Origin of the sequence: Halomonas litopenaei, assembly GCF_017303055.1 — a bacterium.
Classification (GTDB): domain Bacteria; phylum Pseudomonadota; class Gammaproteobacteria; order Pseudomonadales; family Halomonadaceae; genus Halomonas; species Halomonas litopenaei_A.
Genome location: NZ_JAEKJT010000001.1, coordinates 175,351 through 199,054, shown reverse-complemented (window position 1 = coordinate 199,054; position 23,704 = coordinate 175,351). Strand labels below are relative to the sequence as shown.

The window sequence follows — 23,704 nt, the reverse complement described above, 5'->3', positions numbered from 1 at the left end:
AGCCTCAGCGAATCTTGAGGGTTGCGAGACCCAGCAGCACGAGCACCACGGTGATGATCCAGAACCTCACGATCACACGCGGCTCAGGCCATCCCTTCAATTCGAAGTGATGGTGCAGCGGAGCCATGCGGAAGATCCGCCGCCCGGTCAGCTTGTAGGAGCCCACCTGAAGTATGACCGACACGGTTTCCATGACGAACACGCCGCCCATGATGAACAGCACCACCTCCTGGCGCACAATCACCGCGACCACACCCAGCGCAGCCCCCAGGGCCAGCGCGCCCACGTCGCCCATGAAGACCTGGGCGGGATAGGTGTTGAACCAGAGAAAACCGAGGCCAGCGCCGGAGATGGTGGCGCAGAACACGGCCAGTTCACCGGCACCGGGAATCATCGGAATCTGCAGGTAGCTGGAAAACACCGCATTACCGCTGGCATAGGCAAACACCCCAAGCCCCATGGCCACCATGACCGTCGGCATGATCGCCAGGCCGTCCAGGCCATCGGTCAGGTTCACCGCGTTGGACGCACCGACGATCACCAGATAGGTCAACAGGATATAGAACAGGCCCAGGGGCAGGACGAAGTCCTTGAACAGGGGCAGGATCAGGCTGGTTTCCACCGGCGATGCCGCCGTCACGTACAGCACCACCGCAGCCGCCAGACCAATCACCGACTGCCAGAAGTACTTCCAGCGAGCAGGCAGGCCCCGCGGGTTTTTCTCCACGACCTTGCGATAGTCGTCGACCCAACCGATGGCACCGAAGCCGAGGGTCACCAGCAGCACCACCCACACATAGTGGTTGGTCAGGTCCCCCCACAACAGCGTGCTCACCGCCATGGCCATCAGGATCATCGCACCGCCCATGGTCGGCGTCCCCGCCTTGGACAGATGCGACTGCGGACCGTCATCGCGAACCGCCTGCCCGATCTGACGTTCGACCAACCGGCGGATCATCAGCGGCCCGAACCACAGGCACAGCACCAGCGCCGTGATGGTCGCCAGAATCATCCGCAGAGTGAGATAACCAAAGACGTTGAAGGCGCTTTGATAGTTCGCCAACACTTCAGCCAGGAAAAGCAACATGTATCAGGTTCACCTTGAAACATCTGGGCGCAAGGCTGCCACGACAGTCTCCATCCCCGCAGAGCGGGAGCCCTTCACCAACACGCTGGCGCCTTGGGGCAAATGTTGCTGCACGTGGCGGACCATCGCCGCCTGATCAGAAAAATGGCACCCACCTTCACCGAAGGCCTGGGCGGCAGGGTTGGCCGCCTCTCCCAGGGTGCCGAGAAATGTGATACCGCGTTCCCGCGCGTAGCGCCCGATGTCCGCATGCAGCTCATCGGACGCGGCTCCCAGTTCACCCATGGCGCCGAGCAGACACCAATGAGGGCCAGGCAGACCCAACAGCGCATCGATCGCCGCCTTGACTGCCCCTGGGTTGGCATTATAGGTGTCATCCAGCAGCCGACTGTCACGCAGCCCCTGCTCGACCGTCAGTCTCCCGGCCGTCGGGGTGACCAGCGCAAGACCAGCCACCACCTCTTCCCCGGAAAGCCCCATTGCCATGGCCGCTGCGGCGGCTGCCAGAGCGTTTGACACATTGTGCAGGCCCATCAGGGGGAGCTGCACCCGCCCCAGCACACTGCCATCGAAATTCAGCGTGAAAGCATAGCGCCCGAGCTCATCACAGACCAGTTCCGAGGCATTCATGCGTGCTTCTCGGGTCAAGCCGAAACCGATGACCTCGCGCGGCGCCGCCAAGGCTGACCACATCGAGAAGTAGCGATCATCGCGATTCAGCACGGCGATCCCGGAGGCTGCCAGCCCGGCCAGGATTTCCCCCTTGGCCTGAGCTATCCGTCCCATGCCACCAAACTCACCGACGTGGGCACCCGTCACATTGGTAATCACCGCCACCTGGGGCTCGGCCAGTGCCGTTGTCCAGGCAATCTCGCCGAGATGGTTGGCCCCAAGCTCCACCACCGCCTGGCGGTGCTCGGGCGCCAACCGCAGCAGCGTCAGTGGAGCGCCGATATCGTTGTTCAGATTGCCCTGGGTCGCCAGGGTCGAGCCTGCGCGGCCGAGCAGCGTCGCCAGCATCTGCTTGACGGTCGTCTTGCCGCTATTACCCGTCACCGCGACGATGGGACCCTTCCAGGCCCGACGATGGGCTCTGGCCAGCAGCCCCAGCGCCATCCGCGTATCCCCCACCACCAGCTGTGGCAGCGGATCGTCCACCGCGCGCTCGACCACCGCCGCGATCGCACCGGCCTGGCGCGCCTGGGACACAAAGTCGTGAGCGTCGAAGCGCTCCCCTCGCAACGCCACGAACAGCGAGCCGGGAACCAGCTGACGCGTGTCGGTGACGATCGAAGCCATCTCGCTGTCTTCAACATCCGCCTCTGACAGGCCTAGCGCACGACAGACGCCTGACAGCGTGGTGAGCTCATCACGACGCATGCTTAGAGCCTCCTTGGGCGCTGGTCGAGGGCGGCTTGCGCCTCATCCAGGTCGGAAAAGTCATGGCGGACGCCAAGCACTTCCTGGTAGGTCTCGTGCCCCTTGCCGGCCACCAGAATGACGTCATCGGGACCCGCTTCCGCCACCGTTCGGGCGATCGCAAAGCCACGACCAGCAATATTCCAGGCGCTGGCGCGCTGTTCGGCGGTCAGCCCCTCCAGCATGGCCTCACGGATGGCAGCAGGATCCTCGCTGCGCGGGTTGTCATCGGTGATCACCACAGCTTGGGCGTGACGGGCAGCCACCTGTGCCATCAACGGGCGCTTACCGCTGTCACGGTCGCCACCGCAGCCTACCAGACACCATAGCTTGCCACGCCCAGGCAGATGCGCCTTGAGCGCTGCCAGTGCGTTGTCCAGGGCATCTGGCGTATGGGCGTAGTCGATGACCACCACCGGTGCATGCTCGCGCAGGATGGCCTGCATCCGCCCGGGCACAGGGGTCAAGCGCTCAGCGGCAGCCACCAGCTCGTCGATGCCCGCGCCCAGCCCATAGAGGCTGGCCATCGCCAGCAGCACGTTGTCGAGATTGAAGCGACCCAACAATGGCAGCTGCAGCACCCGCTCTTCGTCGGGGGTCGCGATCAGCGCGCGCTGGCCGCTGGCATGCGGCTCCACGTCCAGCACTCGCAGCGACACGTCAGACGCCTCACCGCAGGCCAGTACGCGGGTATCACGGGACACCCCGGCCAGCATCAATCGCGCCAGAGGATCGTCACCATTGACGACCGCCAGCCCGAGCTCAGGACGCTTGAATAGCTTTGCCTTGGCTGCCGCATAGGCCACCATGCTGCCGTGATAGTCCAGGTGGTCGCGACTGAGATTGGTGAACACGGCGGCATGGAAGCGACATCCCGCCACGCGGTCCTGCTCGAGAGCGTGGCTGGACACTTCCATGGCCACCCGTTGCAGCCCCGAGGCCGCCAACTCACCCAGCTGGCGCTGCAGCGCCAAGGGCTGGGGGGTGGTGTGAATGCCCTGCGCAAGAGCGCCAGGGCGCCCGTGACCCAAGGTGCCGATCACCCCGCAGTCGACACCGATGGCCGCTGACAGCTCGGCAATATAATGGGTCACTGAACTCTTGCCATTGGTCCCGGTCACCCCGATCAACTCCAGGCTGTCGGGTACCTGGTAGACGCTGCGAGCAAACTCGCCGAGCCTGTCAGCGAGCTCTGGCAGCCACAGCACTCGACCATCGACCCTGGGCTGGCCCTCCTTCGCCTCGGCGAGGACCATCAGTGCCCCCTGGGCCAGAGCCTGATCGACAAAGGCTCGACCGTCGCCCGCCACGCCAGGGATCGCGATAAAGACATCGCCTTCGGCGATCTCGCGACTGTCGGTGCTGAGCGTCACCGCCAGCGCCTCGTCCTGATCGTCCTGCGTCAGCGGCAGGTCTTGCCAACACTGCAGCAGCACGCCCTTGAGGCGTGCCAGAGAAAGGGTCATGCCAGGCTCCGTCGAGGTCTGCATCATGGGGTACCGGCCTCCTCATCGGGGCGATCTGGCGGTACGTCGAGAATTCGCAGGGCGCTGCCGGCCACCCGCGAGAATACCGGCGCGGCGATGGCACCACCGTAATAGGCGTCGCCCCGTGGGTGGTCAATCATGACCACGGTGATGATCCGCGGATCCGACACCGGCGTGATGCCGACAAACAGCGCGCGGTAGGCATTTTGCTCGTAACCGCCACTGCCGCTCTTGCGCACGGTACCGGTCTTGCCGGCCACGCTGTAACCGGGAACCAGGGCCCGGCGAGCGCCGGTACCCGGTGCCACGACTTCATCCATCATGGCCAGGACGCGGTCAGCCACGTCCGGCTGGACCACCTGCTCCCCCTGGGGCTCGCGACTGAGGCGCAGCAGAGAGGGCGGAAGACGTTCGCCGTGATTGGCAATGGAGGTATAGGCGCTGGCCAACTGCAGCGCCGTGACCGACAGACCGTAACCGTAGGACAAGGCCGCCCACTGACTGCTCGACCAGACCGCGGGAGCCGGCATGTTGCCCGTGGCCTCGCCGGGAAAGCCGGTGCCCGGCGCCTGCCCGAAGCCCAGTGCGCGGTAGCGGTCAGGCACCACCGGATCATCGAGCTGCAAGGTCAGCTTGGCCATGCCGATATTGGAGGACTTGCGCAGGATACCCGCCAGGGTCAAGGCACCATTGTTGGACACGTCACGGATCGTGTAGCGATCGATGCGCATCCAGCCGGGGGAGGTATCCACCACCAGGTCGGGGGGAAACCGGCCGGTTTCCAGCAGCGCCGACATGGCCAAGGGCTTCATCACCGATCCCGGCTCGAACACGTCCACCATGGCCCTGTTGCGCAAGCCCTGAGGATCCAGTCCTGCGCGATTGTTAGGGTTGTACGAGGGTTGGTTGGCCATGGCCAACACTTCGCCGGTGCGTGCGTCCATCATCACCAGCACGCCGCCGTCGGCATCGTTTTCATCCACCGCAGCCTTAAGCTCGCGGTATGCCATGTATTGCAGGCGTTGGTCGATGGAGAGCGTGAGGTTGCCGCCCGGTTCGGCTTCCTGAAGAACCTCGAGATCCCGCACCAGGCGGCCACGACGATCCTTGAGCACGCGGCGCTTGCCGGGCTCTCCCGACAGGTAGGACTGATAGGCCAGCTCCAGCCCCTCCTGCCCCTGATCGTCGACGTTGGTCACACCCAGCAATTGGGCGATCACCTCTCCCGCCGGGTAGTAGCGCTTGTACTCTTCCCGGGCATGGACCCCGGGCACCCTCAGCTTCAGCACTTCCTCGGCCTGGGCTGGGGTCATCCGACGCCGCAGATACATGAACTCTCGTTCGCTATACCGCTCGATGCGATCGTTGAGCGCATCCAGGTCCTGGCCCAGTGCCTGAGCCAGCCTCAGTCGCTGGATGTTGTCATCCGGCAGGTCCTGGGGATTGGCCCAGAGCGTGACAACCGGCGTGGATATCGCCAACGGCTCCCCGTGGCGATCTGTAATCATGCCCCGGTGGGCGGGTATCGGGTCGGTGCGCAGGGTACGCGCGTCGCCCTGCACCTGCAGAAAGTTTCGATTGATCACATGCAGGTCGACGATGCGTCCGGCAAGTAGCCCCAGCCCGACCAGGATCAGCGTCATCATGACGATGTAGCGCGCACGACCCATCGGCTCCATGGGCGGAGGTCGTCGCGGCGTCACACCCCGAGGGAGCTCCGCGGTCATGGCCCAATCACCTCGATGTCATGGATATCCGGCAAGCGCATCTCGAGCCGCTCTACCGCCAATCGCTCAATCCGCGAAGGAGTCGACCAGGCGCTCTCTTCCAGCAACAGCTGCCCCCATTCGGTCTGCAGCTGCTGCTGCTCTCGCTCGAGCTCCTGAAGGGTCGCATAGTGCTGGCGAGTTTGATGACTGACGCTGATGACGGCAAGCGCCGACATCAGGCACGCCAGCAGCAGCGCGGCCACCAGCAACAGCCTCGGTGACAGCGCTGTCGGCAGCGGCCAGCCAAAGGCGTTGAGATCCTGTCGTCCTTGAGCCATCTGCTTTCCTCAATAGCGCTTGCGCGCCACACGCATCACGGCACTGCGCGCACGCGGGTTGGCCTCGACCTCTTGCGGGCTCGCCTTCAAGGCCTTGCCCACGGATTCCAGTCGACGAGCGATCTGATCATCCCGCAACGGAATACCTTTGGGCACATTGGTATCCCCTTTGACGTGGTCGCGGATAAAGCGCTTCACCCGACGGTCTTCCAGCGAATGAAAGCTGATCACCACCAGGTGGCCACCCGGCGCCAACGCCTCGAGTGCGGCGTCAAGGGCGAGTTCAAGCTGATCCAGCTCGCCATTGACGTGGATGCGCATGGCCTGGAACACCCGGGTGGCCGGATGCTTGCCTTTTTCCCAGGCCGGATGGGCCTGTTTGATCACCTCGGCCAGGTCAGCTGTGCGCGTGAAGGGACGCTGCTGACGGCGCTCGATCACCGCCCTGGCGAGGCGTCGCGCAAAACGCTCCTCACCATAGCGCTTGAACACCGAGCTCATCTCGGCTTCATCAACGCGCGCCAACCAGTCAGCAGCACTTTCGCCCTGGGTCGGATCCATGCGCATGTCCAGCGGACCATCGCGTAGAAAGCTGAAACCCCGCTCGGGATCATCCAGCTGAGGCGACGACACCCCGATATCCAGCAAAATGCCCGACAGACGACCATCCAGGCCGCGCGCCTGGGCCACTTCCCTGAGCCGCGCGAACTCGGTCTGCTCAATGCTGAAACGAGGGTCATCGATGGACGCAGCTTCGGCGATAGCCTGGGGATCACGGTCCAGCGCCAGCAGGCTGCCACTATCGTTCAATCGCGAAAGGATGGCGCGGGAGTGTCCGCCACGCCCAAACGTGCCGTCCAGGTAGGTACCACCGGCATCATGTACCAGGGCATCGACGGCACCGTCGAGCAAGACGCTTTCATGGGCGAAGCCGCGCACGGACGTTTCTGAGGAGGGTGACGGCATGCAGCTCTCGTTCGACGATGATATTCCAACGCGCGGCCAGCCAACGACGCCGTCAGCGGTGGAACTCTCTCGCCACTGGGCTCCTGGCCGCACAGATTCATGAGGCAATGCCCGGGCCGCAGGCCCGAGCACAGAACATCTGGGGGAGTCGGCCGATAAGCCGGGTTCTGTCGAGGACAGCCATTCCTCTAGGAGCAGTGTCACCACTGCCCTCAAGCAACCTACCCGAACCCAGCGCGGGCCACGCCAACGGGTTCCTATTTGGTCTTGCTCCGAGTGGGGTTTACCGTGCCACGCACTGTTGCCAGGCGCGCGGTGCGCTCTTACCGCACCCTTTCACCCTTGCCGGCCTCCCTGAGGAGACGTAGGCGGTCTACTCTCTGCTGCACTTTCCGTCGGCTCACGCCGCCCAGGGGTTACCTGGCACTCTGCCCTATGGAGCCCGGACTTTCCTCCCCCGCCTTGCGGCGGCGGCGACTGTCTGGCCAACTCCCGCGGCAAGCATACCAGTGCCCCGCCACCCCCTCAATCCCCGTCCTTCAGTGACTGGGCCTTGGCATACCATGTCTTCTTGGCTCCGCCCAGCACCCGCGCGGCGACACCCGCCGCCTGCTTCACACCGACACCTTCGTCGAGAAGCGCTCGCAGCAAGGTATCTTCCTCCACCGCCTGCCCTGCGGACGCCACCTCAGTCGCTCCGGCCACCATCACCACGAACTCGCCGCGGGCTTGATTGGGATCTTCCTCGATCACCGCAAGAAGCTCCGCCGCCGTGCCATCGAGGAAGGTTTCGAAGGTCTTGGTCAATTCACGCCCCAGCACTACCTGACGATCGCCCAGCAACGCGGCCAGGTCCGCCAGCAGATCCTTGATGCGGTGTGGCGATTCATAGCACACCTGCGTACCTGTATCGCCGCGCCAGGTCTCGAGCCGGGCTCGCCGACCGCTGCCCTTGGCGGGCAGAAAGCCATGAAAGGTAAAGGAGGAGGTGGGCAGCCCCGCGGCGCTCAAGGCGGTAATCAGGGCACAGGGACCGGGAATCGGCACGATCGAGAAGCCCTGCTGGCGCAGCTCGCGCACCACCACGAACCCCGGATCACTGATCAGGGGAGTCCCCGCATCACTGATCAGCGCCACGTCATCACCGTCGAGCAGGCGGCGCTTCAGCAGCTCTACCCGGGACGCCTCATTATGGTCATGCACGGAGACCATCGCAGGCGCGACACCGAGGTGGCGCATCAAGCGCGCGCTGTGCCGAGTATCCTCTGCAGCTACCAGGGCCACCCGCCCCAGCACCGCCGCTGCTCGCGGACTCAAATCTTCCAGATTCCCAATTGGCGTGGCGACCACGTACAATGAACCGGCTTTCACTTCTGACATCTTGGCTCCCTGGGCTGCCATCCGGAACACGGACAAGGAAGGATTCATGAGGACTTTGACTCGCGGCCCCGTGGCCGCTGCTGTACTGGCCATCTCTCTGGCCGGCTGCAGTTTCACACCAAGCATCGTGCAACGGGCCATGGATGACGACCCGGATAAGCTTCTTGCTCAGGCCGCACAGCAACAAGGCACAGAAGCCGCCGAGACCCGCTTGCGAGCGGGCGATATCCTAGCACGCTCCGGGCGGCGCCCCCAGGCGCTCGAGGTGCTGAACAACCTGGACGCAAGCCAGCTCTCTGGCGAGAGCCTGCGTGACTGGGCGATGCTGCTCTCTGAGCTGGGTGACAGCGAGGGCAACCCCCAGGCGGTGATCAAGGCGGCTGGCGTGCTGGATGACCTGCAGCTGGCAAGCGACGATGCCAACCTGCTGCGCCTGCGCCAGGGACTCGCCCTGGGTCAGCTGGGCCAGCCCCAGGAGGCAGCCCGAGCGCTGATGCAGGTGCAGAGCGATACCGGCCGGGAAGACATCAACGACGCCATCTGGGACCAGCTCAGCGCGCTCAACAACCGCCAACTGGACGCCCTGTCCCAGCCCGATAACGCCATCGTGACGGGCTGGCTGGAGCTGACCCGCCTGGTCAACAGCAGCGGCGGCGACATCCAGGGGCTTTTTGCCCGCCTTGATGACTGGCGCGTCGCCAACCCGGACCACCCGGCCAATCGCCGCCTGCCCAGCCAGATTGGCAAGCTACGCGAACTGCGCGGCCAGAGCGTGCAGAATATCGCCGTCCTGCTGCCTGAATCCGGCCCGCTGGCGGGAGTTGCCGACGCCATCGAGCAAGGCATCCGCACCCAGCAGTCCAACGTTGTCAACGGTGGCGGCAACGGTGCCCAGCTGAGCTTCCTGGATGCCTCCAGCGCAAGCCTCGACCAACTCTACCAGCAGGCCCAGAGCAGCGGTGCCCAGGTGGTGATCGGTCCGCTCGACAAGAGCGACGTGACTCAGCTGGAAAGCCGGGCCGAGCTGCCGCTGCCCACTCTGGCCCTCAACTACGGTCAATCCGCCGCCAACCAGACCAAGAACCTGTACGAGTACGGCTTGTCTGCCGAAGACGAAGCGCGCCAGGCGGCTCGCCGGGGCTGGCAGGATGGCCATCGCAGTGCGTCCATGCTGGTGCCTGACAACGATTGGGGGCAGCGTGTTGGCGAAGCCTTCTGGAACACCTGGAGCGAGCTCGGCGGCGACATTGCCACCGCGGTTCGCTACAACCCGGGGGCGCCGGCCACCGACAGCACCCGCCGCGCCATCAGCAATCCGCGTCCGGACATGCTGTTCCTGCTGGCTCTACCAGACTACGCGCGCCAGGTTCCGCCGACCATGGAGTACTATTCGGCCTCCAACCTGCCGGTATACGCGACGTCCCACCTGTACGAAGGCTCCCCTCAGCCGCGCCTCGACAAGGACCTCAACGGCGTTCAATTCGCCGATATTCCCTGGAACATCCCCGACGCAGCGGTGGGCGGCGCCGAGGCACTGCCTTACTACGACAGCTACCGCGAACTCAAGGAACAAGGATCACCCTCCATGTTCCGCCTGATGGCCATGGGCGTCGACGCCTATGAGCTGGCTCGTCGCATGCCCCAGATCCAGGCACTGCCTGGTTCGCGGATTCAGGGCGCTACCGGCACCCTGAGCACCACAGGTGACGGCCGCATCTACCGTGAGCTGCCATGGGCACAGTTCAGCGACGGCGTGCCGGCCCCGGTGTTCAGCGACGGACTCGGCGATAGCGCTGGCGCCAGCAATGACAATGCGACCCCCTGACCCCAGGGACGCCGTTCAGCGCGGCCAGGCCATCGAGCGCTACGCACAAGACTGGCTTGAGCAGCAAGGCCTGCTCCCGGTAGCGCGCAACCAGCGCTTTCCGGGAGGAGAGCTCGATCTGGTCATGCGCGATGGCGACACCCTGGTCTTCGTGGAAGTTCGCCATCGCCGCACCGCCCGCCACGGCTCGGCCGCGGAAACCATCACGACGACCAAGCAGCGCCGCCTAGTCCGGGCGGCGCGTTTTTATCTGCAGCACAACGGGCTATCATGTCCCTGCCGCTTCGATGTTCTGGCGATCACCGGCGCCCCGCCACAGCTTGAGACCGAGTGGTTGGCCAATGCATTCGAAGCGAACTGACACACCGGGCGTCCCCGCGGATGCCCCCATGGACCAGGAAGGCAGCATGGATTTCCAGAGCCGAATTCTCGGACAATTCAACGACAGCATCGACACCAAGACCTATGCCAGCGAAGTGCTTCCTCCGTTCATCGAGGTAGCCAGCCAGATGATGGTCCAGTGCCTGGTCACCGACGGCAAGATCCTGGCCTGCGGCAATGGCGGCAGCGCTGGTGATAGCCAGCACTTCTCATCTGAGCTATTGAACCGCTTCGAGCGCGAACGTCCCAGCCTGCCAGCCTTGGCATTGACCACTGACACCTCGACGCTGACCTCCATTGCCAACGATTACAGCTACAACGAGGTCTTCTCCAAGCAGATTCGCGCCCTGGGACAGCCCGGCGACGTGCTGCTGGCCATCTCTACCAGCGGCAACTCCGCCAACGTCATCCAGGCCATCCAGGCGGCCCATGATCGCGACATGACCGTTGTGGCCCTGACTGGCCGCGACGGCGGCAACATGGCCTCGCTGCTGGGACAGGATGATTGCGAGATTCGCGTCCCAGCGACGTCCACGGCGCGCATCCAGGAGGTGCACCTGCTGGTCATCCATTGCCTGTGCGATCTGATCGACGAACAACTTTTTGGTGCAAGCGAGTAACGAGTGAATATCATGAAACAACCCCACACCCGTCCCACACACCCCTTGCTGGCCGCCCTGCTGCTCTCCGTTGCCCTGGCGGGATGCACCACCGTCACCTCGGTGACCAACCCCGGCACCATTGACGAGGACTACGGCGAACGCACCTTGGGTGCCACGGTGGAAGACGAGAGCATCGAGACCAAGGCGGCTCACAACCTGGGACGCACCGATGCTCGACTGGCCGACGCCCGTATCAACGTCGACAGCTACAACGGCGTGGTCCTGCTGACCGGCCAGGTGCCCAGTGCTGAACTCAAGCAGCGCGCCGAAGAGGTGGTCAGCCAAGTGCGCAACGTGCGCCGCGTGCACAACGAACTGACCGTGGCAGCAAACCTGCCCACCAGCCAGCGCCTCAATGACGCCTGGCTCGACACCAAGGCACGCACCGCATTGGCCACCAGCGATCAGGTGGACTCCGGAAGAATCACCGTGGTGACGGAAAACGCCACCGTTTATCTGATGGGACTGGTTACCCACGCCGAGGCGGACCGCGCGGTAAATATTGTCTCCAACGCGGGCGGAATGGAGCGCATCGTCAAGGTATTCGACTACATCGACTGATGCTGCCGACACCGCGAAAAAAACGGCGTCCCCATGGGGACGCCGTTTTTTTGACGATAAGGCCAGCGCTACCGCCTGATACCCACACCATGGTGACAGCGCAGCGCTCTACCGGGGGTGAGCCCCAGCGTTACTTGATGACCCGCAACGATGGCCGCCCCTTGCGCGGAGGCTTCGCCTGCCCATCACTCTTGGCGTCGGTCTCGTCAGCCTCTGCCGCCGAGGTCAGCTCTTCCTCGCCACTGGACTCAGCGTTCTGGTCCGACGGCTCGGCGTCTGCCTGTGGGCGCTTGACACTCTCAAGCACAGGCGCCTCATCGACATCGTTGGCCTCATCCGTCGGCAACTCAGGCTCATGACCAAACACCATGCCCACACCGTTTTCGCGAGCGTACAGCGCGATCAATGCAGGGATGGGAACAAAGAGGAGCTCTGACTTGCCGCTGAAACGCGCGGAAAACCGAATCATGTCATTGCCCATATGCAGGTCACGCACTGCACTTGGGCCAAGGTTCAGCACGATTTGTCCATTCTGGACAAACTGTCTCGGCACCTCGACATTGTCGTACTCGGCATCAACGACGATATAGGGGGTCAATTCGTTATCCAGCAGCCACTCATAGAGCGCCCTGGCCAGATAGGGTCGACTGGACTTCATACTTTGGCCCTCTTGGTTGGCAAATGGGAACTCGGATCGTCCCGACCGAGGCCGGCTACCCGGGGTGTCGCCACGCTGGACGTACTCCGTGCCTGCAACCAGGCAGCCGCACCGCGGCAACATGCAGAAAGGCGAGAGGCCGCAGCGCTCTCGCCGTCATTCTTTCGGGACCGCTCGCGGCCCCGAACGGCGCGTCGCCACCCAGCACCGACTCTCACCGGGCAGGTTGCCTTCAGGGACGAATTTCGCGCTCGGCTTCGGACAGAGAAGCGCGGAAGCCATCACGAGCAAACACTTTTTCCATGTAGCTCATCAACGGACGCACCTGCTTCTCCGGCAGCTCGATGTTGAGCGCGGGCAAACGCCACAGAATCGGCGCCAGGCAGCAGTCCACCAGAGTGAACTCTTCGCTCATGAAGAACGGCATGTCTTCGAAGATCGGCGAGATCCCTATCAGGCTCTCCCGCAGCTCCTTACGCGCCTTGTCGGCTTCTTTCTTGCTGCCGGACAGGATGCGATCGACCATCGGGCACCACTCGCGCTCGATGCGGTGCATCCAAAGACGGCTCTGAGCACGCGCAACGGGGTAGACCGGCAGCAGCGGCGGATGCGGAAAACGCTCGTCCAGATACTCCATCATGACCTTGGACTCGTACAACACCAGGTCACGATCCAACAGCGTCGGCACGCTGTTGTACGGGTTCAGGTCCGCAAGCTCCTCGGGATGCTTGTCGTCAGTCACTTCGACAATATCCACTGCGACGCCCTTTTCAGCCAGCACGATCCGCACACGGTGACTGAAATGGTCCTCGCCACCGGAATAGAAGATCATCGACGACCGCTTGGCCACTACACCCATGAAACAATCCTCGCATCAGTTCAAGCCGGGATGATAACACGACAACCCCCTGTACGGGGGGCAAGAAGGGGACATCTTTCACCCTCGCGCGAGCGTTTTCGCCACACGGGGCGACACATCATAGCGCACAACGCACGGCGGGCGCATGGTCTCCCATACGCCCGCCGTGCCGCCACTGCCTCAATGAATGTCGCGCCAATACTCACGCTTGAGGAAGTACGCCACGATGCCGAACAAAAATATGAAGATCAGCACCTTGGGGCCCAGCGCCTGGGCATGAAGCTTGGACGGCTCGCCGACGTAGGCAAGGAAGTTGGTCAGGTCATACACGGCCTGCTCGAACTCCTTGGGCTCCATGCTGCCGGGCGAGGTAATCTGCAGCGTCTCGCAGGACTGGAACTTGCCCGTCAGCGGGTCCAGCTCGGCGTCGCCTACCGCATGATCAGACGCCGCGCAGACCTGCTCCTGAACCCCCTGCAGAGGCTCCAGCACGTTGGGCATGCCCACAGACGGGAACACCACATTATTCACCCCGGTCGCCCGCTCGCTGTCGCGATAGAAGCTCAGCAGGTACGTGTAGATCCAATCGGTGCCCCGCAGCCTTGCCTCCAAGGTCAGGTCGGGTGGCGCCTTGCCGAACCACACTTCTGCATCCTCGGCGCTCATGGCCTTGTGCATTTGATCGTTGTAGCCGAGATCCGGCGAAAAGATCAGATTATCCTCGACCAGAACCTGAGGCATATCCAGGTCTTCTGCAGCCCGTGAAAACCGCTGGTACTCGAGCGAATGACAGCCCATGCAGTAATTCACGTACAGCTTCATCCCGCTCTGCAGAGACGCCTGGTTTTCCAGGTCCGGCGACATGCTGCGCAGATGCACCCCCTCTCCACCCGCGGCCAAGGCGGCCATGGGGACTAGCGCGAAGAGCAGTGCGAACAGTTGCTTTTTCATTAGCCAGTCACCCTTTCAGGAACGGGTTTGGTCTTCTCCAGCCGGGTATAGATCGGCATCAACAGGAAGAAGGCGAAGTAGATCACCGTGCAGACCTGGGCGAGCAACGTGCGGCCTGCCGTGGGCGGCAATACCCCAAGCACACCAAGAATCACGAAGCTGATGGCAAACAGCACCAGCATGATCTTCGAGATCCAGCCTTTGTAGCGAATGGAACGCACCGGCGAGCGGTCAAGCCAGGGCAGCACGAACAGCACCGCAATGGCTGCGCCCATGAAGATGACACCGAGGAACTTGGCATCAAGACCGAACAGCGAGAAGGTAATCGCGCGCAGGATGGCGTAGAACGGCGTGAAGTACCAGACCGGAGCGATATGGTCCGGGGTCTTCAAGGGATTCGCCGGCTCGAAGTTGGGCTTCTCGAGGAAATACCCGCCACCTTCGGGGAAGTAGAAGATCACCGCACAGAAGACAAACAGGAACACGGCGACACCCACGATGTCCTTGACCGTGTAGTAGGGATGGAAGGGTATCCCGTCCAGCGGCTTGCCGGTTTCATCCTTCTTGGCCTTGATGTCGATGCCATCAGGATTGTTGGAGCCCACTTCATGCAAAGCAATGATGTGCAGCACCACCAATGCCAGGATCACGATCGGCAGCGCCACCACGTGCAGGGCAAAGAAGCGGTTCAGGGTAATCCCGGAGATCAAGTAATCTCCGCGTACCCACTGGGCCAGGTCCGGACCGATACCGGGGATGGCGGAAAACAGGGAAATGATGACCTGAGCGCCCCAGTAGGACATCTGCCCCCAGGGCAGCAGGTAACCCATGAAAGCCTCGGCCATCAGCGCCAGATAGATCGCCATGCCGAAGATCCAGACCAGCTCACGGGGCGCCTTGTAGGAGCCGTAGAGCAGACCACGGAACATATGCAGATAGACCACCAGGAAGAATGCCGAGGCGCCGGTGGAATGCATGTAGCGGATCAACCAGCCGTACTCCACATCCCGCATGATGTATTCGACGGAGGCAAAGGCGCCCTCGGCGCTGGGGTTGAAACTCATGGTCAGCCAGACGCCGGTCAGAATCTGATTGACCAGCACCAGCAGAGCGAGGGATCCGAAGAAGTACCAGAAATTAAAGTTCTTGGGCGCGTAGTACTCTGACAGATGCTCCTGCCACATCTGGGTCGCCGGGAATCTATCGTCGATCCAGCGCATGAGACCGCGCTCGGCCTTGGCCTTGTTGGGATTTGCCATTACGCACCCTCCCCGTCTTCACCGACCACGATGACCGACTCGTTGACAAAGTAATAGGGCGGAACCTCCAGGTTCACGGGAGCGGGAACGTTGCGAAAGACCCTGCCCGCCAGATCAAAACGCGAACCGTGGCAAGGACAGAAGAAGCCGCCCGGCCAGTCTACTACCCCCACCCCTTCGGCATTGGGTTCGGGCTTGAACAGCGGCGAACAGCCAAGGTGCGTACAGATCCCTACCAGCACCCCGATCTCAGGTCGAATGGAGCGCAAATGGCCTCCGGCATAGCCGGGCTGCTGCGGCTTGGCAGACTCGGGGTCGGCCAGCACGTCTTCTCCCAGCGCCTCGGTGCGCTCAATCATCTCTGGAGTGCGATTGATGACCCATACAGGCCGCCCGCGCCACTCGACGGTCATTCTCTGCCCCGGCTCGAGCTTCGAGATATCCGCCTGAACGGGAGCCCCTGCCGCCCGCGCTCTGGCACTCGGCTGCCAGGATGCCACAAAGGGAACCGCTACCCCGACAGTGCCGACCGCCCCAACCACGGAGGTAGCACCCACGAGGAAACGGCGCCGCCCCTTGTTCACGCCGTTGTCTGCCATGATCTGGTTTCTCCCATCAGACTTTATCCGTTGTTGTTTTCACGGTCCCTTGAATGTCCGTGACCACGGATACAAGTGGCTTGTATGTTAGGAAATCCCCCCCACCCGCACAAGAAGACCTCCGGGCAAGACACCCCGTGCAAGCCCCATACATTTGACATGGAACAACTTTATGACGATGTGCCCGAGCGCCCTGCGGCAAAAGAAGGGCCTCAAGCGCATCAAGGCCGCAACTCCAGCCTCACAGGACGGCTAGCGGATCAGCACAAAAGTCACCGCCGGAGCCCCGTCACCAACGGTCGCATCGCGGAACACGCCAGGCACACGCCCGGCCTGGCCGAGTACAGCACTCGCGGCAGACGCAGCGTGGTAAAAGGGGTAGCGCACTGGAAACCAAGAGGGAGGCACGCTAGCAAGAAGGGGGCAGCGCAAGGAGACCATCAGAGGTCGAGCTAGAGAAAAAGCGACAGGAAGGGATAAAAGGAAGAGACACAAGAAGAAGCACAAGAAGAGCGACAAGAAGCGGGAGACGCAGAGAGGACACGAGAAACGCACGGAGCGACAGCCCCTGGGAGCAAATTCGGGCTCGCTACCGACGTAGACGCCACGCGCACACGCGCCAAAACCGCATCCGAAAACGACAGCGCCCGGGCCATTGGCCCGGGCGCTGTGCGATCGGCAAGCGTATCGATTAACGCTTGGAGAACTGCGGGCGACGACGCGCCTTGCGCAGACCGACCTTCTTACGCTCGACTTCACGTGCGTCACGAGTGACGTAGCCAGCTGCGCGCAGCGGCTTGCGGAAGTCTTCGTTGTACTGCATCAGGGCACGGGTAATGCCGTGACGGATAGCGCCAGCTTGGGCACTGCCGCCGCCGCCCTTGACGGTGACGTAGACGTCGAACTGCTCGAGAGTCTCGGTCAGTTCCAGCGGCTGACGAACCACCATGCGACCGGTAACGCGGCCGAAGTATTCGTTCAGGTCACGGCTGTTGACGGTGATCTTGCCGGTGCCCGGCTTCAGGAAGACGCGCGCGGTAGAGGTCTTGCGGCGCCCGGTACCGTAATACTGCTGTGTCATGGCGAAGATTCCCTCAGATGTTCAGTTCTTGCGGCTGCTGGGCAGCGTGCGGATGTTCGGAACCGGCGTAGACCTTGAGCTTGGCGTGCATGGCACGACCCAGCGGGCCCTTCGGCAGCATGCCCTTGACGGCGCCTTCGATGACACGCTCAGGAGCGTGGTCGATCAGCTGATTGAAGGTCATGGAGCGCAGGCCACCCGGGTAACCGGTGTGACGGTGGTACATCTTGTCGCTGGCCTTGTTGCCAGTCACCTTCACCTTCTCGGCGTTGATGACGACGATGTAGTCACCGGTGTCCACATGGGGAGTATATTCCGGCTTGTGCTTGCCACGCAGGCGGCGAGCAATTTCGGTAGCCAGACGACCGAGCGTCTTGTCCGCGGCATCGACGACATACCAGTCGCGCTGGACGGACTGCGGCTTAGCACTGAACGTCTTCATGGATGAAATCACCAATTCGATGTGTTGGATCTCCCGGCTCTTCTCCTGATAGCGCTTGAATACTCGCGACACCAGGCAGCACCGTGCAGAGATCATCCCTATTTTTCTTGGTTGCCCGACACCACAACCCACCGGGGTGTCGGCACAACGGTCGAGCGAGCGCGCATTCTACACAACCACACGCTCGACGTCACCCTCTGTTTCTCCAGCGGGGTCTTTTCCTGACAGCCAACGACACTGGCTCACGGCTTGTGCGGCAAGGCCAGATACTCACGTGACTGCATTTCCTGCAGCCGCGACAGCGTTCGCTCAAACTCGAACTCGAGCTTACCCCCGTGATACAGCGCTTCGGCCTCCACCTCAGCCGACATCAGCAGCTTCACGCCGCGATCATAGAACTCGTCGACCATGTTGATAAACCGGCGAGCCTGATCGTCGGTGGCACCGTCCATCTTGCGCACACAGGACACCAGCACCGTGTGGAACTCGCGCGCCAGCTCGATGTAATCGTTCTGACTGCGCGGTCCGTCGCATAGCTCGAGGAAGTCGAACCAGACAACGTCCTCGTGAAGACGACGGGCATGCAGAACCCGATGATTGACCTCGACGGGCACCTGATGCTCACCCTCCTGGCCTGCGATCTCGCGAAAGCTGCGCTCAAGCTCCTGATCTGCCGCATCGTCCAGGGGATGATGGAAGATCTCGGCCCGCTCCAGCGCACGCAGACGGTAGTCCACGCCTGAATCGACATTGACCACCTCACAGTGGCGATTGAGCAAGTCGATCGCCGGCAGGAAACGGGCCCGCTGCAAGCCGTCCTTGTACAAGTCATCAGGGACGATGTTGGACGTGGCCACCAACACCACCCCCCGCTCAAACAGCGCTTCCAGCAAATTCGCCAGAATCATCGCATCGGTAATGTCCTTGACGAAGAACTCGTCAAAGCAGATCACTCGCGCCTCTTCCGCGAACTTGCCGGCGACCAGCCGCAGCGGGTTCTTCTCGCCCTTGCAATGGTCGAGTTCGTTGTGGACGCGCTGCATGAACCGGTGGAAATGCGTCCGCATCTTTTGCGGAAAGGGCAAGGCCTCATAAAACGTATCGACGAGATACGTCTTGCCGCGGCCGACGCCTCCCCAGAAGTACAGACCGCGAATGTCGGGCACCGGCGGCTTCTCCGGCGCCTGGTCACGCCCGAACAATCCCTTGAGACGCGATGTCAGACCTCGCTGCGCCGCTTGAGGTGCTCGCGGTGTCGGCGCCGCGACCAGCTCGTCATACAGCCGCTGCAGCTGCGCCACTGCGTTGGCCTGGGCGGCGTCTTCGGTAAAATCAGCGCGCTGCAGATCACGCTGATAGCGTTCCTGCGGGGTTTCTGGGCGGCCTGCGCTCGACACAGAAGAGCTCATGTAGCGTCCTGGCTGTCAACAAGTTCGGAGCCGCATTATACGCAGACCACGACAGAATGGCAGGACCGCCGTGCTGAGCGGAACCACCCAGGCGGGGCCCACGGTCAGGACACGGCATTGACCCTTTATGAGACAAAGCCTCTATAATGGCCCGACGCCCGGGGCGAGACGCCCGGCCGTCAGAAAGTGCTCAGGGAGAACCAAGTGGAACCAAGCAACCTCAACATGATCCTGGCAGCGGCTTGCCTGGTGGCAGGCATCGGCCTCGGCGCACTGGGTTACCACCTGCTCAATGGTGGCGCCCGAAGCGCCCAGCGCATGCGCCTCAAGCTGACCGAACGCGAACGCCAGCTGACCGAGTGGAAGGACGGTGTTGATGAGCACCTTCAGCGCATGGAGCAGCTGACACAAAAAGTCTGCCAGGACGCACAGGCACTGAACCGCCAGCTGCATGACTCCGCCCAACAGCTGGGCAGCACGGCCATCAGCCAGGAGAACACCGTGCAGCCCACCGCTGCCGCCGAGGAAGATCTATCGATTCCTCGCGATTACGCCGACGGCAACCGTGGCACACTGTCCGAAGACTTCGGCCTGCGCAGCGCCAATGAGGACGAGCCGCGTCCGCCTCGTTTCTGACCCTAGCTGCTAACCGCACTCCCGCCCGCATAACAGCAAGAGCCCGCATAATGCGGGCTCTTGCGCAGGGCTGTCGACATCAGCCGAGGGTGACGCCGGGCCCGCACCACATGGTCCACCCAGACGCTTATGCAGCGCATCCCTTGCTATCTTTCCTGTTACGACATGGCGTCAGGCAGGATTGTCGATATCCACAAAGCGGTGCTCCACCCCGAAGCGCTGCTTCAACCACTCCCCAAGCGCCTCGACCCCATAACGCTCGGTGGCATGGTGGCCTGCCGCCAAGTAGTGGATACCCAACTCTCGGGCCATATGCGTGGTTCTTTCGGAGATCTCACCCGAGATAAAGACCTCGGCCCCCGCCGCCGCTGCCTGAGCAATCATGTCCTGCGCACCACCGGTGCACCAGGCGACCCGACTGACCGGCGCCTGGGACGGTGCCTCGACCAACAAGGGCTCCCGCGCCAACGCCTGACCCACTGCCCCAGCCAGCTCAGCGATCGTCGACGGACGCTTCAATTGCCCGTGCCACAGCAACCCTTCCCCCATGGGGGCATCAAGGGTGCCCGCCACGCTAAGGCCGAGTCGGTGCGCCAACATGGCGTTATTGCCAAGCTCAGGGTGAGCGTCCAACGGCAGGTGATACGCCAGCAGATTGATGTCACTGCCCAGCAGCGCACCCAACCGCTTGCGCTTCATGCCGGTAATCGCCACCGGCTCGTTCTTCCAGAAGTAGCCGTGATGCACCAGCAGCACATCTGCCTGCCAGCGCACTGCCTCGTCGACCAGCGCCTGGGATGCGGTCACGCCTGACATGACCCGGGTAACGCTGGCACGGCCCTCGACCTGCAGGCCATTCTCCGTGTAGTCCTTGAAGCGGGACACATTCAGCAGCTGGTCACAGGCCGCCACCAGCTCATCACGTTGCGTCATGCAGGTTCTCCTGAAGCAGGTCCAGACAAGCATCACCTCAGCGATGCTACAATGCCGCACATTGTACGCACCGCCTCGCCAGCCCGCGACCGCCAAACAAGGACCTCCGCCGCATGCGACGCACCCTTTCCCTCTATTTCTGGCCAGTCCTCATCGGCATCCTCCTGGCCATTGTGCTGATCAATGCCTTCCCGGAGAGACTGGGCCGCACGCCCTCCACGCTGACATCGCCGCCGGTACTGACCCCACCCGAACAACCCCTCTCGGTCGAGCCGACGACGTCCCCGCGGCCCGCGCCAGAAGTGCGCGAGGCAGCGCCCCTCAGCCGCGAGGGCGGACCGGTCAGCTACGCCGAAGCGGTCGAAAAAGCGGCGCCCGCGGTGGTCAATGTGTACTCGTCTCGGGTGGTCGAGCGCGACACACACCCACTCATGTCGGACCCCTTCTTCCGTCAGTTCTTCGGCAACAATGACGTCCCTTCCCGTCAGCGCATGCTGTCGAGCCTGGGTTCTGGCGTTATCGTCAGCGCCGACGGCTACGTCCTGACCAATCACCACGTCATCAGCGGCGCGGACCAGGTACAGGTGGCCCTGCGCGATGGCCGCGAGACACTGGCCCAGGTCATTGGCACCGACCCGGAAAGCGACCTGGCGGTGCTCAAGATCGATCTCGACGATTTGCCCGTGATCGAGCTGACCGACTCACGCCAAGTGGCGGTGGGCGATGTTTCATTGGCGATCGGCAATCCCTTTGGAGTAGGCCAGACCGTTACCATGGGCATCATCAGTGCCACAGGACGCAGTCATCTGGGGCTCAATGCCTACGAGGATTTCATTCAGACCGACGCGGCTATCAATCCAGGAAACTCCGGGGGCGCCCTGGTCAATCCTGAAGGGGCACTGGTCGGCATCAATACCGCCATCTTTTCGCGTTCCGGAGGCTCCCAGGGCATCGGCTTCGCTATCCCTGCCAATCTGGCACGCAGCATCCTGGATGAGTTGGTGACCCACGGTCGCGTGATCCGCGGCTGGCTCGGCATCGAGGCCCAGGAGCTCAACCAGGAGCTGGCGACCTCCTTCGGACTGCAGGTCCCCGCTGGGGTCATCATCGCCGGCGTCGTCTCCGACGGCCCTGCCGATCAGGCGGGTCTCAAGCCCGGGGATGTGCTGCTGGAGGTCGACGGACGCGCCGTTATCGACCCCCGGCGGACCATGAGCGATATCGCCGCCGTTGCACCGGGAACCGAACTCAGCGTCAGCGTCGCACGCAAGGGTCAGCGACTGAACGTCACGCTGGAAGTCGGCGAGCGCCCCACACCACAGTCACAGGCCTTGCAGGATGAGGAAACCGCCACCGACAACTGACGGGGGCTTGCCGGCACCCCTCTGCTCTCTGAACCTCCAGTGCGGGCAGTCGCTATCTGGGCCGGACGTGGAAAGGCCGCTGTGGAAAATTCGTTGTGGAGAACCGCGCGGACCGCCCCTGGAACAGCCCCAGCGTCTGCCCAGGGCGCCCTGCCCCCTCCAAAGCGCTGACAACAAGACGTTGATAAAAAGCTCTGACCACAACGCCCAGGCAACAACGCCCAAGAACACAAAAGGCCCGGAAATTCCGGGCCTTTTGCGTTCTACCACCAAGCAGAGCAGCGCCTGCCTGGACGCCAGGATCAGCGCTTGATGCGATACTCTGCCGAGCGCGCGTGAGCCGTCAGCGACTCGCCCCGGGCCAGCACCGACGCCGTCTCACCGAGTACTGACGCCCCTTCTGGCGAGCACTGGATCAGAGACGACCGCTTCTGGAAGTCGTAGACCCCTAGCGGCGAGGAGAAGCGGGCCGTGCCGGAGGTAGGCAGCACGTGATTGGGGCCAGCACAGTAATCTCCCAGCGCTTCTGCCGTGTGACGTCCCATGAAGATCGCCCCCGCATGCCGCACCTGGTCGACCATCAGCTCCGGCTTCTCCACCGACAGCTCAAGGTGTTCGGGGGCAATGCGGTTGATCAGCTCAATCGCTTCCGCCTCATCACGACAGGCAATCAGCGCACCGCGGTTGGCCAGAGACGCCCTGGCAATCTCTTCCCGCTCCAGGGTGGGCAGCAAGCGCTGCATGGCCTGCTCTACCTCGGCCAGGTGCTGTTCGTCCCAGCTGACCAGAATCGCCTGTGCAATCTCGTCGTGCTCGGCCTGGGAAAACAGATCCATGGCCAGCCACTCCGGGTCCGTCTTGCCATCCGAGACGATCAGGATTTCCGAGGGGCCAGCGATCATGTCGATGCCGACCTGCCCGAACACCGCGCGCTTGGCGGTGGCGACATAGATGTTGCCTGGCCCGACAATCTTGTCGACCCTGGGCACGCTGGCCGTGCCGTAGGCCAGCGCAGCCACCGCCTGGGCGCCACCCAGGGTAAACACCTTGTCGACCCCAGCAAGATGGGCAGCTGCCAGCACCAGGTCATTGACCACGCCATCCGGGGTAGGAACGACCATGACGATTTCGCCCACACCCGCCACCTTGGCAGGCACCGCATTCATCAACACCGATGAGGGATACGCTGCCTTGCCACCAGGCACGTAGACGCCAGCACGATCCAGCGGAGTGACTTTCTGCCCCAGCACGGTGCCATCGGCTTCGGTGTACTGCCACGACTCTGGCTTCTGGCGCTCATGATAGCGGCGGATGCGATCGGCAGCGGTGGTCAACGCATCTCGCTGAGTGCTCTCCAGGCCGTCGTAGGCCGCCTGCAGGCGGTCCGGCCCGAGCAGCAACTCAGACATGCTCGACACCTCGAGACGATCCAGGCGCCGACTGAGCTCTACCAGCGCCTCATCACCCTGTTCGCGTACCTGGGCGATGATATCGCTGACCGTCTGCTGCACCTGATGGTCGGATACCCCCTCCCACGCCAGCAGCTCGGAAAGCCGCGCTGTGAAATCGCCATCACTGGTCGAAAGTCTTGCCACTATCGGCGCTTGCTGGGCCATCTGGTCATCTCCGCAGTCTTGTCCAACCACCTTCTCTCACCCGCCTTCGTGTCACGCTTTATCACGTCACTTGCCACCGTGT

Annotated in this window: 23 protein-coding genes and 1 other RNA gene; 6 read left to right on the top strand and 18 right to left on the bottom strand. The window is 62.9% G+C overall.

From position 1 onward, the window contains the following. Positions 1–4 precede the first annotated feature (4 nt). From mraY to rsmI, 8 genes are all read right to left on the bottom strand, one after another. Positions 5–1,087, bottom strand: coding sequence for a phospho-N-acetylmuramoyl-pentapeptide-transferase (mraY, locus tag JF545_RS01020; RefSeq protein ID WP_206937310.1), 1,083 nt, complete (start codon positions 1,085–1,087; stop codon positions 5–7). 9 nt (positions 1,088–1,096) lie between these two features. Beyond that, complete coding sequence (locus tag JF545_RS01015; RefSeq protein WP_206937308.1) at positions 1,097–2,467, bottom strand: UDP-N-acetylmuramoyl-tripeptide--D-alanyl-D-alanine ligase; 1,371 nt, start codon at positions 2,465–2,467, stop codon at positions 1,097–1,099. A 2-nt stretch (positions 2,468–2,469) separates the two neighbouring features. After that, entirely contained in the window at positions 2,470–3,972 is a 1,503-nt protein-coding gene (locus tag JF545_RS01010) for a UDP-N-acetylmuramoyl-L-alanyl-D-glutamate--2,6-diaminopimelate ligase (RefSeq protein ID WP_206937305.1), read from the bottom strand. 23 nt (positions 3,973–3,995) lie between these two features. Continuing rightward, a complete protein-coding gene (locus JF545_RS01005; RefSeq protein WP_374107030.1) occupies positions 3,996–5,663 on the bottom strand; it encodes a peptidoglycan D,D-transpeptidase FtsI family protein in 1,668 nt (555 codons plus the stop codon). A gap of 53 nt (positions 5,664–5,716) precedes the next feature. Further along, the gene (gene ftsL, locus JF545_RS01000) at positions 5,717–6,040 is read right to left on the bottom strand and encodes a cell division protein FtsL (protein WP_206937299.1); all 324 of its coding nucleotides are present in this window, start codon (positions 6,038–6,040) and stop codon (positions 5,717–5,719) included. 9 nt (positions 6,041–6,049) lie between these two features. Then, the gene (gene rsmH / locus JF545_RS00995; RefSeq protein WP_206937297.1) at positions 6,050–7,006 is read right to left on the bottom strand and encodes a 16S rRNA (cytosine(1402)-N(4))-methyltransferase RsmH; all 957 of its coding nucleotides are present in this window, start codon (positions 7,004–7,006) and stop codon (positions 6,050–6,052) included. 140 nt (positions 7,007–7,146) lie between these two features. Next, positions 7,147–7,499, bottom strand: an RNA gene (rnpB, locus tag JF545_RS00990) — RNase P RNA component class A. Between the two features lie 32 nt (positions 7,500–7,531). Continuing rightward, entirely contained in the window at positions 7,532–8,386 is an 855-nt protein-coding gene (gene rsmI / locus JF545_RS00985) for a 16S rRNA (cytidine(1402)-2'-O)-methyltransferase (protein WP_206937294.1), read from the bottom strand. 46 nt (positions 8,387–8,432) lie between these two features. On the opposite strand from rsmI, the gene JF545_RS00980 reads away from it, so the two are divergent. The 4 genes from JF545_RS00980 to JF545_RS00965 are packed head-to-tail and all read left to right on the top strand — an operon-like array spanning position 8,433 to position 11,815. Beyond that, a complete protein-coding gene (locus JF545_RS00980) occupies positions 8,433–10,211 on the top strand; it encodes a penicillin-binding protein activator (RefSeq protein WP_206937291.1) in 1,779 nt (592 codons plus the stop codon). Continuing rightward, the gene (locus tag JF545_RS00975; RefSeq protein ID WP_224908759.1) at positions 10,192–10,572 is read left to right on the top strand and encodes a YraN family protein; all 381 of its coding nucleotides are present in this window, start codon (positions 10,192–10,194) and stop codon (positions 10,570–10,572) included. The genes JF545_RS00980 and JF545_RS00975 overlap by 20 nt, the downstream gene beginning before the upstream one ends. Before the next feature lie 46 nt (positions 10,573–10,618). Further along, a complete protein-coding gene (locus JF545_RS00970) occupies positions 10,619–11,212 on the top strand; it encodes a phosphoheptose isomerase (RefSeq protein ID WP_206937288.1) in 594 nt (197 codons plus the stop codon). A gap of 12 nt (positions 11,213–11,224) precedes the next feature. Further along, positions 11,225–11,815, top strand: a complete 591-nt coding sequence (locus JF545_RS00965) for a BON domain-containing protein (protein WP_206937285.1) — start codon at positions 11,225–11,227, stop codon at positions 11,813–11,815. A gap of 130 nt (positions 11,816–11,945) precedes the next feature. Here the strand turns inward: JF545_RS00965 and JF545_RS00960 are convergent, their stop codons facing one another. The 8 genes from JF545_RS00960 to zapE form a co-directional block, all read right to left on the bottom strand. After that, the gene (locus JF545_RS00960) at positions 11,946–12,473 is read right to left on the bottom strand and encodes a ClpXP protease specificity-enhancing factor (RefSeq protein WP_206937282.1); all 528 of its coding nucleotides are present in this window, start codon (positions 12,471–12,473) and stop codon (positions 11,946–11,948) included. A 232-nt stretch (positions 12,474–12,705) separates the two neighbouring features. Then, positions 12,706–13,332, bottom strand: coding sequence for a stringent starvation protein SspA (gene sspA / locus JF545_RS00955; protein WP_206937280.1), 627 nt, complete (start codon positions 13,330–13,332; stop codon positions 12,706–12,708). A 180-nt stretch (positions 13,333–13,512) separates the two neighbouring features. After that, positions 13,513–14,283: a cytochrome c1 gene (locus JF545_RS00950; protein ID WP_206937276.1), complete on the bottom strand. Its 771-nt coding sequence runs from the start codon at positions 14,281–14,283 to the stop codon at positions 13,513–13,515. Next, a complete protein-coding gene (locus tag JF545_RS00945) occupies positions 14,283–15,542 on the bottom strand; it encodes a cytochrome b (protein ID WP_206937274.1) in 1,260 nt (419 codons plus the stop codon). The genes JF545_RS00950 and JF545_RS00945 overlap by 1 nt, the downstream gene beginning before the upstream one ends. Then, a complete protein-coding gene (petA, locus tag JF545_RS00940) occupies positions 15,542–16,141 on the bottom strand; it encodes a ubiquinol-cytochrome c reductase iron-sulfur subunit (protein WP_206937271.1) in 600 nt (199 codons plus the stop codon). The genes JF545_RS00945 and petA overlap by 1 nt, the downstream gene beginning before the upstream one ends. A 691-nt stretch (positions 16,142–16,832) precedes the next feature. Continuing rightward, positions 16,833–17,222 carry a 30S ribosomal protein S9 gene (gene rpsI, locus JF545_RS00935; protein ID WP_206937268.1) on the bottom strand — a complete coding sequence of 130 codons (390 nt, stop codon included), beginning with the start codon at positions 17,220–17,222 and terminating at the stop codon, positions 16,833–16,835. 13 nt (positions 17,223–17,235) lie between these two features. Further along, entirely contained in the window at positions 17,236–17,664 is a 429-nt protein-coding gene (gene rplM, locus JF545_RS00930; RefSeq protein WP_206939133.1) for a 50S ribosomal protein L13, read from the bottom strand. A gap of 242 nt (positions 17,665–17,906) precedes the next feature. Beyond that, complete coding sequence (zapE, locus tag JF545_RS00925; RefSeq protein ID WP_206937266.1) at positions 17,907–19,073, bottom strand: cell division protein ZapE; 1,167 nt, start codon at positions 19,071–19,073, stop codon at positions 17,907–17,909. A gap of 204 nt (positions 19,074–19,277) precedes the next feature. Between zapE and JF545_RS00920 the strand changes: the two genes are divergently transcribed. After that, the gene (locus tag JF545_RS00920; protein WP_206937263.1) at positions 19,278–19,709 is read left to right on the top strand and encodes a YhcB family protein; all 432 of its coding nucleotides are present in this window, start codon (positions 19,278–19,280) and stop codon (positions 19,707–19,709) included. Between the two features lie 171 nt (positions 19,710–19,880). On the opposite strand, the gene JF545_RS00915 is transcribed toward JF545_RS00920, so the two are convergent. Beyond that, positions 19,881–20,642 carry a Nif3-like dinuclear metal center hexameric protein gene (locus JF545_RS00915; RefSeq protein WP_206937261.1) on the bottom strand — a complete coding sequence of 254 codons (762 nt, stop codon included), beginning with the start codon at positions 20,640–20,642 and terminating at the stop codon, positions 19,881–19,883. Positions 20,643–20,755: 113 nt separating this feature from the next. On the opposite strand from JF545_RS00915, the gene JF545_RS00910 reads away from it, so the two are divergent. Then, positions 20,756–22,006, top strand: coding sequence for a Do family serine endopeptidase (locus tag JF545_RS00910; protein ID WP_206937248.1), 1,251 nt, complete (start codon positions 20,756–20,758; stop codon positions 22,004–22,006). A gap of 302 nt (positions 22,007–22,308) precedes the next feature. Here the strand turns inward: JF545_RS00910 and hisD are convergent, their stop codons facing one another. Further along, the gene (gene hisD, locus JF545_RS00905; RefSeq protein ID WP_206937247.1) at positions 22,309–23,622 is read right to left on the bottom strand and encodes a histidinol dehydrogenase; all 1,314 of its coding nucleotides are present in this window, start codon (positions 23,620–23,622) and stop codon (positions 22,309–22,311) included. Positions 23,623–23,704: the final 82 nt, after the last annotated feature.